The 12,827-nt window shown below is 59.8% G+C and carries 11 protein-coding genes; 5 read left to right on the forward strand and 6 right to left on the reverse strand.

Features of this window, described 5'->3' with window-relative positions; all coding sequences use genetic code 11:
• Window positions 1-37: 37 nt before the first annotated feature.
• Window positions 38-1,378 carry a YihY family inner membrane protein gene (locus tag GTU67_RS06585; protein ID WP_249417598.1) on the forward strand — a complete coding sequence of 447 codons (1,341 nt, stop codon included), beginning with the start codon at window positions 38-40 and terminating at the stop codon, window positions 1,376-1,378.
• A complete protein-coding gene (locus GTU67_RS06590; RefSeq protein ID WP_185779290.1) occupies window positions 1,371-1,838 on the forward strand; it encodes a CBS domain-containing protein in 468 nt (155 codons plus the stop codon). Before GTU67_RS06585 ends, GTU67_RS06590 begins: the two co-directional genes overlap by 8 nt.
• 126 nt (window positions 1,839-1,964) lie before the next feature.
• Here the strand turns inward: GTU67_RS06590 and dusA are convergent, their stop codons facing one another.
• Window positions 1,965-2,948, reverse strand: a complete 984-nt coding sequence (gene dusA / locus GTU67_RS06595; RefSeq protein WP_346726994.1) for a tRNA dihydrouridine(20/20a) synthase DusA — start codon at window positions 2,946-2,948, stop codon at window positions 1,965-1,967.
• A gap of 137 nt (window positions 2,949-3,085) precedes the next feature.
• Between dusA and GTU67_RS06600 the strand changes: the two genes are divergently transcribed.
• Both GTU67_RS06600 and GTU67_RS06605 read left to right on the forward strand, forming a co-directional pair.
• Window positions 3,086-4,054 carry a homoserine kinase gene (locus GTU67_RS06600; protein WP_185779291.1) on the forward strand — a complete coding sequence of 323 codons (969 nt, stop codon included), beginning with the start codon at window positions 3,086-3,088 and terminating at the stop codon, window positions 4,052-4,054.
• Between the two features lie 87 nt (window positions 4,055-4,141).
• Window positions 4,142-4,957, forward strand: coding sequence for a BPSS1780 family membrane protein (locus GTU67_RS06605; protein WP_185779292.1), 816 nt, complete (start codon window positions 4,142-4,144; stop codon window positions 4,955-4,957).
• 39 nt (window positions 4,958-4,996) lie between these two features.
• On the opposite strand, the gene GTU67_RS06610 is transcribed toward GTU67_RS06605, so the two are convergent.
• Window positions 4,997-5,845, reverse strand: a complete 849-nt coding sequence (locus GTU67_RS06610; protein WP_185779293.1) for a 3',5'-nucleoside bisphosphate phosphatase — start codon at window positions 5,843-5,845, stop codon at window positions 4,997-4,999.
• Window positions 5,846-6,015: 170 nt separating this feature from the next.
• Window positions 6,016-8,478: a DNA internalization-related competence protein ComEC/Rec2 gene (locus tag GTU67_RS06615; RefSeq protein WP_249417599.1), complete on the reverse strand. Its 2,463-nt coding sequence runs from the start codon at window positions 8,476-8,478 to the stop codon at window positions 6,016-6,018.
• 197 nt (window positions 8,479-8,675) lie between these two features.
• Here GTU67_RS06615 and GTU67_RS06620 point away from each other — a divergent pair, with 197 nt between their 5' ends.
• On the forward strand, window positions 8,676-9,926 hold the full coding sequence (locus GTU67_RS06620) for a flavin-dependent oxidoreductase (RefSeq protein WP_185779294.1): 1,251 nt from the start codon (window positions 8,676-8,678) through the stop codon (window positions 9,924-9,926).
• A gap of 69 nt (window positions 9,927-9,995) precedes the next feature.
• Here GTU67_RS06620 and GTU67_RS06625 read toward each other — a convergent pair whose 3' ends face one another.
• The 3 genes from GTU67_RS06625 to GTU67_RS06635 are packed head-to-tail and all read right to left on the reverse strand — an operon-like array spanning window position 9,996 to window position 12,821.
• Window positions 9,996-10,814 carry a TatD family hydrolase gene (locus GTU67_RS06625; RefSeq protein ID WP_185779295.1) on the reverse strand — a complete coding sequence of 273 codons (819 nt, stop codon included), beginning with the start codon at window positions 10,812-10,814 and terminating at the stop codon, window positions 9,996-9,998.
• A 23-nt stretch (window positions 10,815-10,837) separates the two neighbouring features.
• Entirely contained in the window at window positions 10,838-11,554 is a 717-nt protein-coding gene (locus GTU67_RS06630; protein ID WP_185779296.1) for an ABC transporter ATP-binding protein, read from the reverse strand.
• Window positions 11,547-12,821 carry a lipoprotein-releasing ABC transporter permease subunit gene (locus GTU67_RS06635; protein ID WP_185779297.1) on the reverse strand — a complete coding sequence of 425 codons (1,275 nt, stop codon included), beginning with the start codon at window positions 12,819-12,821 and terminating at the stop codon, window positions 11,547-11,549. Before GTU67_RS06635 ends, GTU67_RS06630 begins: the two co-directional genes overlap by 8 nt.
• Window positions 12,822-12,827: the final 6 nt, after the last annotated feature.

The following is a 12,827-nucleotide window of genomic DNA, read 5'->3' on the forward strand; positions in this document are numbered from 1 at the left end:
CCCGAATGCCGATCTTCGTCATGAACGCCACCACCGAATGACAAAACCAGAAGCCGAATCCCGCAGCGCCACCGACCCGCTTTCAAAAAGGTTGGGCCAATGGTGCAGCGATGCCCGGCAAGTGTTGCATTACGCCATGCAACGCGCCGCCGAAAAAAAGCTTACTCAGGTGGCGTCAAGCCTGACCTTCACCACCGTGCTGGCCATCGTGCCCATGCTGGCTGTCATTCTTGCCCTGTTCACGGCTTTCCCGCTGTTTGCCGACTTTCGCGAGGCCCTTGAAAGCTTCCTGGTCAACAGCCTGATGCCGCCCACCGTATCTGACACGGTCATGCGCTACCTTAACCAGTTTGCCGCCCAGGCCTCGGGGTTGACGGCGGTGGGCACCGTCTTTTTGCTGGTGGTTTCGGTCATGCTGATCATGACCATCGATACCGCGTTAAACGATATCTGGCAGGTAGAGCAACAGCGCCCTCTGCCCCAACGCATGCTGGTGTACTGGGCCATTATTACGTTGGGGCCGGTGCTGGCAGGGGCCAGCCTGTGGGTCACGTCGTATCTTGCCCAGCAAGCCGTATTCAACGTCGGGCACATCACGTCGGGCATGCGGTTCTGGCTGTCGTTTATCCCCATGTTCATTACGGGGTTGGCCTTTACGGCGTTATTTATCTGCGTTCCCAACCGGCATGTCTTCTGGCGCGATGCGCTGGCCGGCGGCTTTGGCACCGCCATTGTGCTCGAGGCCATGAAATCGGGGTTTGCGTACTACATCACCCAGTTTCCGTCGTACACCATTATTTACGGGGCATTTGCCACCCTGCCCATTTTCCTGCTCTGGATCTACCTGTCGTGGCTGGCCATTTTGTTTGGTGCAACGGTCGCCGCCACCCTGCCCAGTTTGCGCCTGCGCCGCTGGGCCGAACAGCGCCGCCCGGGAGCCACCTTTGTCGACGCCATACGTATCATCCGGTTGCTGCGCAGTACACAGGCAAGCGGCGAACCTGGCCGCAGCACCCGTTTTCTTGGGGCCCATTTACGTTTGCACTACAACGAACTTTCTAATGTATTGGCCACCCTCAAGCAGTTGGGGTTTGTCGTGCCCACGCAAAAGAAAGGCCAAGACTATTGGGTGCTGGCCTGCGACTTGCGCGAAGCACAGTTAGGCACCCTGATTGACGCACTGCTGATCGAGCGCGGCCAAAACGGCCTGGCCGACGACCCCGGCTTGGCCGCCGCCGTATCGGCCGCACTAACGGCGCAGCAAAAAATAAGCCTAGAAGACGTGCTGAATGGGGAAATCGCTATACCCGAAAGCCCCGGAATAGTGCAGAATGATTCAACAAAACCAGAAAAGCCCACGGAGGCAAGCCATGCTTAAAGTCAGTGAAATTCTACGCGTTAAAGGCAATACCCTTTATACGGCCACCCCCGACACCCCCATCAACCAGGCACTGGCCACCATGGCCGAACAAGACATCGGTTCGCTGGTGATTATGGAACACGGTGAACTGGTGGGCATGCTCACCTTTCGCGAGATCATCCGCCACCTGACAAAAAACAACGGCGTCATTGGCGACTTCACCATTCGCAGCGTCATGGACGACGCCCCCGTCAGCGTCACCCCAAACACCAGCGCCGATGAAGTCCAGCGGCTCATGCTCGACAAGCACGCGCGCTACATGCCTGTCATGGACGGCCCGGTACTGCTGGGGGTGATTTCGTTTTACGACATGGCCCAGGCCATTGTGGCCGCGCAAAAGTTTGAAAACAAAATGCTTAAGGCCTATATACGCGACTGGCCCGAAGGCCAGGAAGACCCAGAAGACGACAAGGTGTAAAAACGGGGGCAACATGCCCCCTTTGCTTATATACGTACGCCTCTTCGTTCTTGTGTGCGCCTTCGTACCTGGCCACGACATAACATGCGTTGTGTGTCTGGCCACCCCGCTTGGTGCGCCTTATCACTACCCGTTCGAGATCTCGACTTGAGCCAACGCTGTGGCAATAACGGCCGGGTCGTTGGCACGCAGCACGTTGGGGTCAGACAGCATCCGGCGCCACCGGCGCGCACCATGCAAGCCTGTCATCCAACCCAGCATGGGCCTGACCACCACCCGCAACGGCACCCCTCGGGCCACCTGCTGCGCCGCGTAGTTCATCATGGCCAAAACCACCGCTTGCCGCGTTCCCACCGGGGTGTCGGGCCAGCATTGCCGGCTAATGTCAGACAGCACGCCCGGGTCGTGCCAGGCTGCCCGGCCCAGCATCACGCCATCGAACTGGTCAAGCAAACCCACCGCCTGCCCGGCTTGCGCAATACCGCCATTAAGTACCACAACGGCCTCGGGGAAGTCGGCGCGCAAACGCGTGGCCATGTCGTAGCGCAACGGCGGGATCTCGCGATTGTCTTTGGGGCTTAGCCCTTTAAGCACCGCATTGCGCGCATGCACAATAAACACCCGGCACCCGGTGTTGTAGATTTCGCCGACAAAATCACGCACGAAATCGTAGGACTCGTTGTAGTCGAGCCCAAGGCGATGCTTGACGGTAACCGGCACAGATACCGCGTCTTGCATCGCCTTGATGCCATCGGCCACCAAGCGCGGTTCGGCCATCAAACAAGCGCCGAACGCCCCTTTTTGTACCCGCTCTGACGGGCAACCACAATTCAGGTTGATTTCGTCATAGCCCCACTGTTCGCCAATACGGGCGGCGCGCGCGAGGGCATCGGGCTCGCTACCCCCCAGTTGCAGGGCCACCGGGTGTTCGGCCGGGTCGAAATCGAGCAAACGCGGCAATTGCCCGTTCTCAATCGCACCCGTCGTAATCATCTCGGTGTACAAACGGGCGTGCGGCGCCAGCAGCCGATGAAAAAAACGGCAGTGGCGATCGGTTACGTCGATCATGGGGGCCACGCACAAGCGCCAGCCCGGGTGCCCGCGCCGAATGGCGCCTGAAGAATCTGTCACAACAAGACCTGTTTCAAGAGAATGCCCAAAATTTTAACGCCTGCGGGTCACAGGCTGCAGCGGGTAGACTAAAATCGGCCCTTTGACGACGCAACCTTAAACTTTTTATTCGCGCCATGGCCGTTTTTACCCCTGTTTCCGACTCCGACGCACACGCCCTGCTTTCCCGTTATTCGCTGGGCGAGCTGGTATCGCTGCGCGGCATCACCGCCGGTATCGAAAACACCAATTATTTTTTAACGACCACACAGGGCGAATACGTCTTGACCATTTTCGAGGTCTTGACGTTTGAACAGCTGCCGTTCTATATCGAGCTGATGCACCACCTGGCCGAACAGGGCATACCCGTGCCCGAACCGCAAACCGATTGCGACGGCCGGCGCATTGGCGAACTGCACGGCAAACCTTGCGCCATTGTTACGCGCCTTAACGGCGGCTACGAACCCGACCCCAGCGCGCGGCACTGCACACTGGCCGGCGAAACCCTGGCGCGTACCCACCTGGCCGGGCAGTCGTTCGGTATCCGTCAGCCCAACCTGCGCGGGCTGGCCTGGTGGCAAGCCACCATTCCGCAAGTGCTGCCGTTTTTAAACAGCCAGCAGGCCGAACTTATCCAGGCCGTACTGCGCGAGCAAACCGAATTTGCGCAAACCAGCACCTACCAACAGCTGCCATCGGGCCCGGCGCACTGCGACTTGTTCCGCGACAACGTGTTGTTCGACGGCACTTTCGAAGACCCGCGCATGGGCGGTTTTATCGACTTTTATTTTGCCGGTTGCGACACCTGGCTGTTCGACGTGGCCGTCAGTGTCAACGACTGGTGCATCAACCGCCACGACGGCAGTTTCAACACCGAAAAACTCAACGCCTGGCTGTCTGCCTACGCCGCCGTCCGCCCATTTACCGATGCCGAAACCGCCGCCTGGCCGTTTATGCTGCAAGCCGCAGCGCTGCGGTTCTGGGTGTCGCGCCTGTACGACTTTTTCTTGCCTCGGCCTGCCCAAACCCTTAAGCCGCACGACCCCACCCACTTCGAACGGGTGCTGATGGCGCGCCGGGCCAACGCCCCTGCTTTGGCCGGCTAAAAGGCAACGCGCTTTGGGCCAAAAAAGCGCGTTCGCGCTTTCGCCCAAGCCCCGAAAATTTTTACCGCAACTGGAAACTTACAGCGCATGCAAGCCGCCATTCTTCCTTATTCCGCCGGTTGGCAATGGATCAACGACGGTATCCAGCTGTTCAAGCGCCAGCCCATGGCCATGTTCTTCTGGAGCCTGGTTACCGGCCTGCTGATCACCATCACGTATCTCATCCCTCTGTTCGGCCAGATGGCATTAATAGCCGCCATGCCGTCGCTTACCTTTATTACCCTGAACGCGTGCCGTCACATCGAGGCCGGGCGGCAAATTGTGCCGGGCATGTGGCTCGCCCCCATGCGCGACGCCGTGGCCCGCAAGGGGTTGTTCAGGCTGGGGCTGGCCTACCTGGCCTGCTGCCTGCTGGGCGGGCTGATCGCCACCGTCCCCTTTCTAGACAGCCTGATGGCCGCCATTAATACCGACGGCCGTATCGACGAGGCCGCATTACTGCAAGCGGTGCAAGGCCCGTTTATTACCTTTGCCGTTATCTACGTGCTCATTTCGGCGTTCTTCTGGCACGCCCCCGCGCTGGTGGGCTGGCATCATATTCGTATGACGCAAGCGTTGTTCTTTTCGATGGTGGCGTGCTGGCGCAATAAATGGCCGTTTTTGCTTTACGGTGCCAGTTGGGCAGTTATATTTTTGGGTGCGCAGTTTGCCGACGGCTTTTTAATGCAACTGGGGTTGTCGGCCGCTACCGCACAACTGCTCATGACCCCCGTTAACTTGTTGATTGCCGCCGTGCTGTACTGCAGCTTTTACCCCTCCTACATGAGCGTTTTCGGCAACAACTACGCCCGCCAGAACGACCCCACCCCTACCGACGACCACACCCCGCCCAACGTGGGTTAAAACCCCGCCCTGCAGGCCCGGGCCGGGCCTGGCCTGCCGCTACACCCAGTCGGCCCACACCGGCTTTAAACCTTGCGGCAACGGGGGCAACGCCCCCAGGTCGGCCGGGCTTTCGTCCGGCGAATGGAAGTCGGACCCGCGCGACGCCTTAAAGCCATAGTGTTTTGCAATTTGCGCATAGGTGGCGTACTGGTCGGGCCGGTGGCTGCCCGTAACCACTTCAATACCCTGCCCCCCCGCATCGCGAAACACCTCGTATAAAGCGTCGAACTGGGTGTCGTCGAACTTGTAGCGGCCCGGGTGCGCAATAACCGCCATCCCGCCCGCAGCGCGTATCCAGTTAACCGCATCTTCAAGCGAGGCCCAACGCGTGGGCACATTGCCGGGCTTGCCATCGCCCAGATAGCGGTCGAACACGTCTTGCATGGTTTTAAACCAGCCCCGGCTGACCATATACCGTGCAAAGTGCGTACGGCTAAGCAGTTGGGGGTTATCGGCGTACGTCAGGGCGCCCTCGTAGCACCCGTCAAAACCCAAGGTAGCCAGTTTGTCGCCCATGTCGCGGGCGCGGCTTTCGCGCCAGCTGCGCAACTCGTTCAAAGCATTGACCAGGCCAGCGTGTTCGGGGTCGATATTTAACCCCACAATGTGCACGGTCTGGCGCGCCCACGACACCGAAATTTCTACCCCGGGGATAAACACCAACCCCTGGTCGGCCGCCGCTTTGGCCGCCTGCGCCAGGCCGCCCAGTTCGTCGTGGTCGGTTAACGACCACACCTGCACGCCCTGCTTGTGCGCACGCTGCGCCAGCGCCTCGGGCGCAAGCACACCGTCGGAAAACGAGGAGTGACAGTGAAGATCGACGTTAAGAGGTGCGGCTACAGCCATTGCGGGTGTCCTGGGGCAGTTGGAAATTCATTTTATATGAGTTCTTTTCAGTCTTTACAGAAGGTCAATATTTCAAACGATTCTAATGCTGATTACTGCTAAAAATGGGGTATTACCCCTCCGTCTCAATACTCATGTGTTATCCCCTCAATAATCACCTGAGCAGGTTTTTACTTGGTAAATGCAACGTTACGTTGCCAGTAGCGTCGATGCTGCACGCGCTCAGCCGTAACGCGCAGGCCAGCAGCCGTTGAGTCAACCGTCAAGGCCCCATGCCAATCGGTCCGCCAAAAGTGTGCGCCTGAGGCTTCCCAGCGCTGCTGTACGGCCGGTGCCGGGTGGCCATACCGGTTCTGCCAGCCATTTTGTGAAATGACATGCGTCGGCTGCGTGGCCTGGACAAAAGCCTGCGACGACGAAAACCGAGACCCATGATGCGCGGCAACCACAACATCGGTTGGCCCCAAGCCTCGCGCCAGTAAACGACGCTCTTCTGCGGCACCGATATCCCCGGTCAACAACACGCTATGGTGCTGGCCCTGAACCCGCAGCACACAGGCGTTTCGGTTGCGCTGGCCTGAAGTCGAACGCACACTCTTGTCAGACGACGGCCTAGGCGTCCCTGATGCCGCACGCTGTCGCTCAGGCTGTGGCTCGGGCAAGGGCCACAAAAAAGAAAATGTCACGCCGTCAACGTTCCAGGTTGCCCCATAAGCACAGGTCGTCATTGCGTCTGGCAACGTCACCGCTTGCGTATCACCCAGCAGGCGCTGCGATTTAGCAATGTCTTTTTCAAGCGCGAAGGAGGTATAAGACTGCCCCACCGAAATGGCCTTCAACAAGGACAGCGCGCCCCCTGCATGGTCGGTATCTGCGTGCGAAACCACCAACACGTCGACCGACCGAACACCCGAGGAACGCAAATAAGGCAACAACGTACGCGCGCCCTCGTCGGCGTCGGGCCCATGTCGCACACCAGTGTCGAATACCAGCGTACGTGTCGCTGTCTTTATCACCAGCGCGCTACCCTGCCCCACGTCGAGCGCTACCAACTTCCAGTGACCCGGCGCGGGCCGGACAGGCAACCAAAACAAGGCCGGCGCCATGAACACCCAACCGAGCGACCTGAGCGGCAAGCCATAAGGCGCAATTGCGATAAGCAGCCCCGCCACCGCCAGCGCGGTGAGCGTTGCAGGGCCTGACGCCACGGAGAAGCTGGCCCACGACCACTGCGCCAACGCCTCGGTGGGGACCATCATGAGCGTCATTGCACCATGCGCCACCCAAACCAGTAGCCGCGCCACATCGCCCAAACCCGGGACTATGGCAGCGGCTCCGGCCAGTAGCGATACCGGAGTCACAATGAAACTGACCACCGGTATGGCATAAGCATTGACCAGGGGCGACACCAGCGATACGTCGTTAAAAATCAAAGCCAGCAAAGGCATGAGCCCCGCCGTAATGGCCAGCTGCAGCCCCACCGCCATGTACACCGCAAACCAGATCGACGCCCGCCGCCCCGGACGATGACCGGCAGCATGTCGGCCCCACCATTGCGCACTGGCCATCAACACATAGACTGCGCCAAACGACAGCCAGAAGCCACTAGCGAAAAGCGCCCAGGGGTCTAGCACCACCACAATCACCGCCACCAGCGCAAGCAGACGAGACATCGACAACGGCACCCTCAGGATCTGGGTTGCAGCCACCACAGCCAGCATCAGGAATGTTCGCCTTGCGGGTACCCCCCAACCGGCCAGCAGACAATACAGCCAAGCGACAATCAAAGCGGCAACGGCCGCAGCCACTTGTGCAGGTACCCGCTCTGCCAGACCACGGCCCCGCCAATGCGCGCGTCTCCATAGGGCCAGCACGAGTAACCCGCCAATAGCAGCAATCATCGTGATGTGACTTCCGCTTATTGAAATTAAATGCGTCAAGCCTGCGCGGTTGTAGGTTGCCCAGTCGGCAGGCCCAATACTGGCCTGGTCACCAATCGTTAATGCAAGCAACACGCCGCCATATCGAAGGCCCTCAATATACGGCCTCATCGCCTCGCGTACGTAATGCCGGGCACGCTGCGCGCTGCCACCAATCCCTACCCAGCCGTCGTCGCGCATGTAGGCAGGCCGGCCACGTACCGCCCCCAGCGCCCTTATGCCATGGCTGAATACATAAGCTTCATAATCAAAAGCAGACGGGTTGCGGGCGCCCGACGGCGACTTCAAGGTCAGCGCCATACGCCACACCTGCCCAGGAACCAGATCCGGGAAATCAGCCGGTGGTGTATTGCGACGACCATAAACGCCAGCGTACCCCGGGGCATTCCAGGTCACCATAATGTGTTTAGGCACGCCCTCCGGCCGCGACGACAGCACCTCGGCTTCGAACTGACGGCTGTCGGGGGACAGTTTCGGCAGGCCAGCAACACGCAGCACAACGCGCGAAACCTTGTTTTCGTTGGTGGCCGCCAGCCGATCGCCCAACCGATATTCGATACGCGCGGCCGTCATGCCAAAAGTAAGAATGCCGGCCCACAGTACAAACAACAGCCAGCGCCATTTGGCAGGCACCGCACGGCCGACCATCAGCACCATCAGCGCCACTGCACCCCATTCGACCACGGTCGGCATGCGGGGCAACACGTGCACCGCTGCCGTTCCGCCCAGCACTGCCAGCGCACATAGCCGCCCTTTCACCCTGTCGCGCTCCAAAATCAACAGCCTAACCGTGGCACCGCAAGGCGCGCCACCCAAAAGCATCAATTTGCCCACCCCGGAAATTCCGCTGGCTTTTGTTATGATTTCGCCGTCATTTACGGAGAACAAAATTGAAAGTCATCATCACGGGGGCCGGGATCGGCGGGTTGTCGCTGGCATTAATGCTGCATGCGCGCGGCATCGAGTGCGAGATTTACGAAAGCGTTCCCGAGCTTAAACCTTTGGGTGTGGGCATTAACTTGCTGCCCCACGCGGCCAACGAAATGGACCAGTTGGGGCTGCTGGAGACACTAAGTAGCAACGCGGTGGCCACGTCGGCGCTGCACTACTACAACTGCCACGGGCAAAAAATTTGGCAAGAACCACGTGGCCTAGCTGCCGGCTACCCCGTACCTCAGTTGTCCATTCATCGGGGCAAACTGCAAATGCTGCTGGCCCAAGCCGTTATCGAACGCCTCGGCGCCGACCGACTTCATACCGGCATGACGTTTGAATCGGTTCAGGAAAATGAAGACGGCGTCACCGCCTGCTTCGTCAACCGCGATGCCAATACACGCCATACCGTGAAGGCCGATGTACTCATCGGGGCCGACGGCATTCATTCGGCGGTGCGCAAACAGTTTTACCCCGCCAATGACGACTTCCAGTTTTCGGGGCGTATTTTGTGGCGTGCAGTTACCTATACAACAGCGTTTTTAGATGGCAAGACCATGTTCATGGCGGGCCACCCCGACGTTAAGTTTGTGGCCTACCCCATTTTGGACGACCAGACGCCTGCTGGTAAGACGGCCATTAACTGGATCGCGGAACTGACCGTACCCGACTACGACCTGAGTAAAACCGACTGGAACCGTGGGGTAGATAAAAGCGTGTTCGAGGGCCCGTTCCAAAGCTGGAAGTGGGACTGGATCGACATCCCCGCGCTGATCGCCGGTACGCATGCCGTGTACGAGTTCCCGTTGGTCGACAAGAACCCCTTGCCGCGCTGGTCGTTTGGGCACACCACCTTAATGGGCGATGCGGCCCACCCCTTGTATCCCATTGGCTCCAACGGTTCGGCCCAGGCTATTCTTGATGCCCGTTGCCTGGCCGACCACCTGCAAAAAGTGGTGTCGGGCAGGCATCGCAGCGTGCCGGCGGCCCTTAAAGAGTACGAAGCCGACCGCATTCCGCCCACCACAGGCCTGATCTTGCGCAACCGGTTAAATGGGCCGGAACAGGTCATGCAGATGGCGCACGAGCGCGCGCCCGAGGGCTTTACGCACATTCACGATGTCGTGTCGCCCGACGAGCTGGAAGAAGTGTCGATGCGCTACAAGCGCATTGCCGGGTTCGACCCGAAAGCACTGAAGCGCGCCTGAGCCCACTGCAAAAGCTGACCGCTTTTGGCAAGACCCGGGCCCGGTTTGAAAAAATCGGGCCCGGCTGAGTTAGCGCCCAGGCACTGCCGCCAGCCGGGGCAGCACACGACACGCCGTGTGCCAAGTGGTTTCAATAACGTGTTCAACCGGCATGTCACGCAAGCCGGCTAGCGTTATGGCAATATGCGCAACCTCGGCCGGTTCGTTTCGGGCAGGCGGCCCGCCGGGCGTGCCCAACCATGCCGGCGCAATATCCGGTGCATCGGTTTCAAGCACCAGGCTGTCTAAAGGCAACTGTGTTGCCAAGCGGCGGATTTGCAATGCGCGGGTAAATGTCATGGCACCGCCTATGCCCAACGCAAAACCCTGGTCTATAAACTGTCCCGCCTGCTGAAAGCTGCCATTGAAGGCGTGCGCAATACCGCCGATGCGCCCGCGTTTACGCAGCCCCTGCAGCAACAAGTCTTGTGACTTGCGCACATGCAACAGCACCGGCAAACCAAACCGATGCGCCAGATCGAGCTGGGCTTCGTAAAACCGTTGTTGCTTCGCCCGCATGGCGGGCTCGCACAATTCGGGCACAAAAAAATCAAGGCCAATTTCTCCCACGGCGACCAGACGCGGGTCGTTGATATGCGCCTGCAGCCATTGCGCCAGCGTGTCCAGGTCATGCGTCTGGGCGCGCGGCACATACATGGGGTGGATGCCCAGGGCATACGCCCCGCCCTTAAGCGCGTGGGCCAATGTCTGCACCGCCCTAAAATTGACCACCTCAACGGCCGGCAAAACAATACCCTGCACGCCCTTCTGGCTGGCCCGTGCAATGACGGCCTCGCGGTCGTTATTGAACTCGGCCGCGTCAAGATGGCAATGGGTATCAATCAGCATGACCAGCGTCTGCCAACAGGCTGTTAATGCGTTGCGTGGTACTGCTCGGCCTCGACCAGACGGCCATCGACCATATACAGTTGCCGGTGCGCCAACGCGGCCAATGCCTGGTCGTGGGTAACGATGGCAAAGGCAGTACCCGATTCGCGGTTGACGCGTACCAGCAGGTCGAACATAGACTGCGCGGTATGCCTGTCGAGGTTACCGGTAGGCTCGTCGGCCAGCACGCAAGCCGGCCGGGTAACCAGGGCGCGCGCCAAGGCAACGCGCTGGCGTTCGCCGCCCGACAACTGACCGGGGAAGTGGGCCACGCGGTGCGACAACCCCACCTGCTCTAGCACGGCCGCAGCTTGCTCGCGCGCGTGCGGGCGCTTTTCTCCCCGAACAATCAATGGCATGGCTACGTTGTCGAGCGCCGAAAACTCGGGCAGCAAATGGTGAAACTGGTACACAAAACCTAAAGCCTGGTTGCGCAAAGCACTGCGCCGTGCCTCTGACAAGCCCGCAGTAGGTTCGTTATTAACGCGCACTTCGCCGCCCGAGGGTTGATCGAGCAAACCCAGGGCATGCAATAAGGTGCTTTTGCCCGAACCAGAAGCGCCGACAATGGCCACCATTTCGCCAGGCGCCACATGTAAACTGACGCCGCGCAGCACGTCGATGCGGCTGCCGCCCTCGTCATAATGCTTGGTCAGGTTTTCGGCATCGAGCACATTGGCTTGTTGAACAACATCAGTCATGACGCAACACCTGCGCAGGTTGAAGGCGCGAGGCGCGCCAGCTGGGGTACAAGGTGGCCAGCAACGACATCACCAAAGACGTCAGGCCGATAATCAGCATATCGCTTGACTGCGGATTAGACGGCAGTTCGCTGATGAAATAAATTTGCTGAGGTAGAAACTCAATACCCATGAGGTTTTCGATAAAGGGCACAATCACGTCGATGTTATAGGCCACCAACGCGCCCAGGCCTACGCCCACAGCGGTACCCACCACGCCAATCAAGGCCCCTTGTATAAGAAAAATACGGGCGATGTCGGCCGGCGTGGCACCAATGGTGCGCAAAATGGCAATATCAGACTGCTTGTCTTTCACCGCCATCACCAATGACGACAGCAAATTAAATGCCGCGACCGCCACAATCAGGGCCAGTATCAGGAACATCATGCGCTTTTCGGTCTGAACGGCAGCAAACCAGGTGCGGTTGTTTTGCGTCCAGTCGCTGGCCCGTACATAAGGCGGCAATGCCTGCATCAGTTCGCGCGCCACCACCGGCGCCTGCTGCATGTCGGTAATGCGAAGCCGCACACCGCTGATGCCGCTATCGCGAAATACCCGGGCGGCGTCCTCGACGTTAACGAAGGCCAACGAGACGTCGTATTCGTAGTAGCCCGAAGAGTACACGCCACCCACCGTAAACTGGCGCATGCGCGGGGTGAACCCGGCCGGCGACACCGCGCCCTGCGGAGCCAGCACCATCACCGTGTCGCCTACGGTAACCCCAAGCGAACGGGCCAACTGGTTGCCCAGCACAATATTGAAGGCGCCAGGGGTCAGGCTGTCGAGCGAGCCATCGACCATTTGGCCGCGCAGGTCGGACACGGCCGCTTCGGCCGCCGGGTCGACGCCGCGAATTTGCGCGCCGTTTAAAGACTCACCCCGCGCCACCATGGCCTGGGCCGAGACAAACGGCGCCTCGCCGGTAATGGCCGGGTTGGCGGACGCGGCCTGATCGGCGATAGACCGCCACTGCTCAAGTACTTGCATGGGTGAGGCGCTGGGCACGAAAAGCTCGATGTGCGGCAGCACCGACAGCATGCGGTCGCGCACCTGGGTTTGGAAACCGTTCATGACCGACAACACAATAATGAGCGCCGCCACGCCCAGGGCAATACCCGCCATCGACGTACCCGCAATGAACGAGACAAAGCGATCGCGTTTGCGGGCTCGCCCCCGGGCACGTGCCAGGCCCGCATACCGGGCCCCTATCCAGAAAACATACGACATCAGTCA

Source organism: Pusillimonas minor, from assembly GCF_014237865.1.
GTDB lineage: Bacteria > Pseudomonadota > Gammaproteobacteria > Burkholderiales > Burkholderiaceae_B > Neopusillimonas > Neopusillimonas minor.

Coding starts and splice junctions, on each gene's coding strand:
- GTU67_RS06630 (WP_185779296.1), bottom strand. CDS start 11,554: ATGACTGATGTTGTTCAACAAGCCAATGTGCTCGATGCCGAAAACCTG.
- GTU67_RS06635 (WP_185779297.1), bottom strand. CDS start 12,821: ATGTCGTATGTTTTCTGGATAGGGGCCCGGTATGCGGGCCTGGCACGT.
- GTU67_RS06625 (WP_185779295.1), bottom strand. CDS start 10,814: ATGCTGATTGATACCCATTGCCATCTTGACGCGGCCGAGTTCAATAAC.
- GTU67_RS06610 (WP_185779293.1), bottom strand. CDS start 5,845: ATGGCTGTAGCCGCACCTCTTAACGTCGATCTTCACTGTCACTCCTCG.
- GTU67_RS06585 (WP_249417598.1), top strand. CDS start 38: ATGACAAAACCAGAAGCCGAATCCCGCAGCGCCACCGACCCGCTTTCA.
- GTU67_RS06600 (WP_185779291.1), top strand. CDS start 3,086: ATGGCCGTTTTTACCCCTGTTTCCGACTCCGACGCACACGCCCTGCTT.
- GTU67_RS06605 (WP_185779292.1), top strand. CDS start 4,142: ATGCAAGCCGCCATTCTTCCTTATTCCGCCGGTTGGCAATGGATCAAC.
- GTU67_RS06590 (WP_185779290.1), top strand. CDS start 1,371: ATGCTTAAAGTCAGTGAAATTCTACGCGTTAAAGGCAATACCCTTTAT.
- GTU67_RS06615 (WP_249417599.1), bottom strand. CDS start 8,478: ATGCCGACCGTGGTCGAATGGGGTGCAGTGGCGCTGATGGTGCTGATG.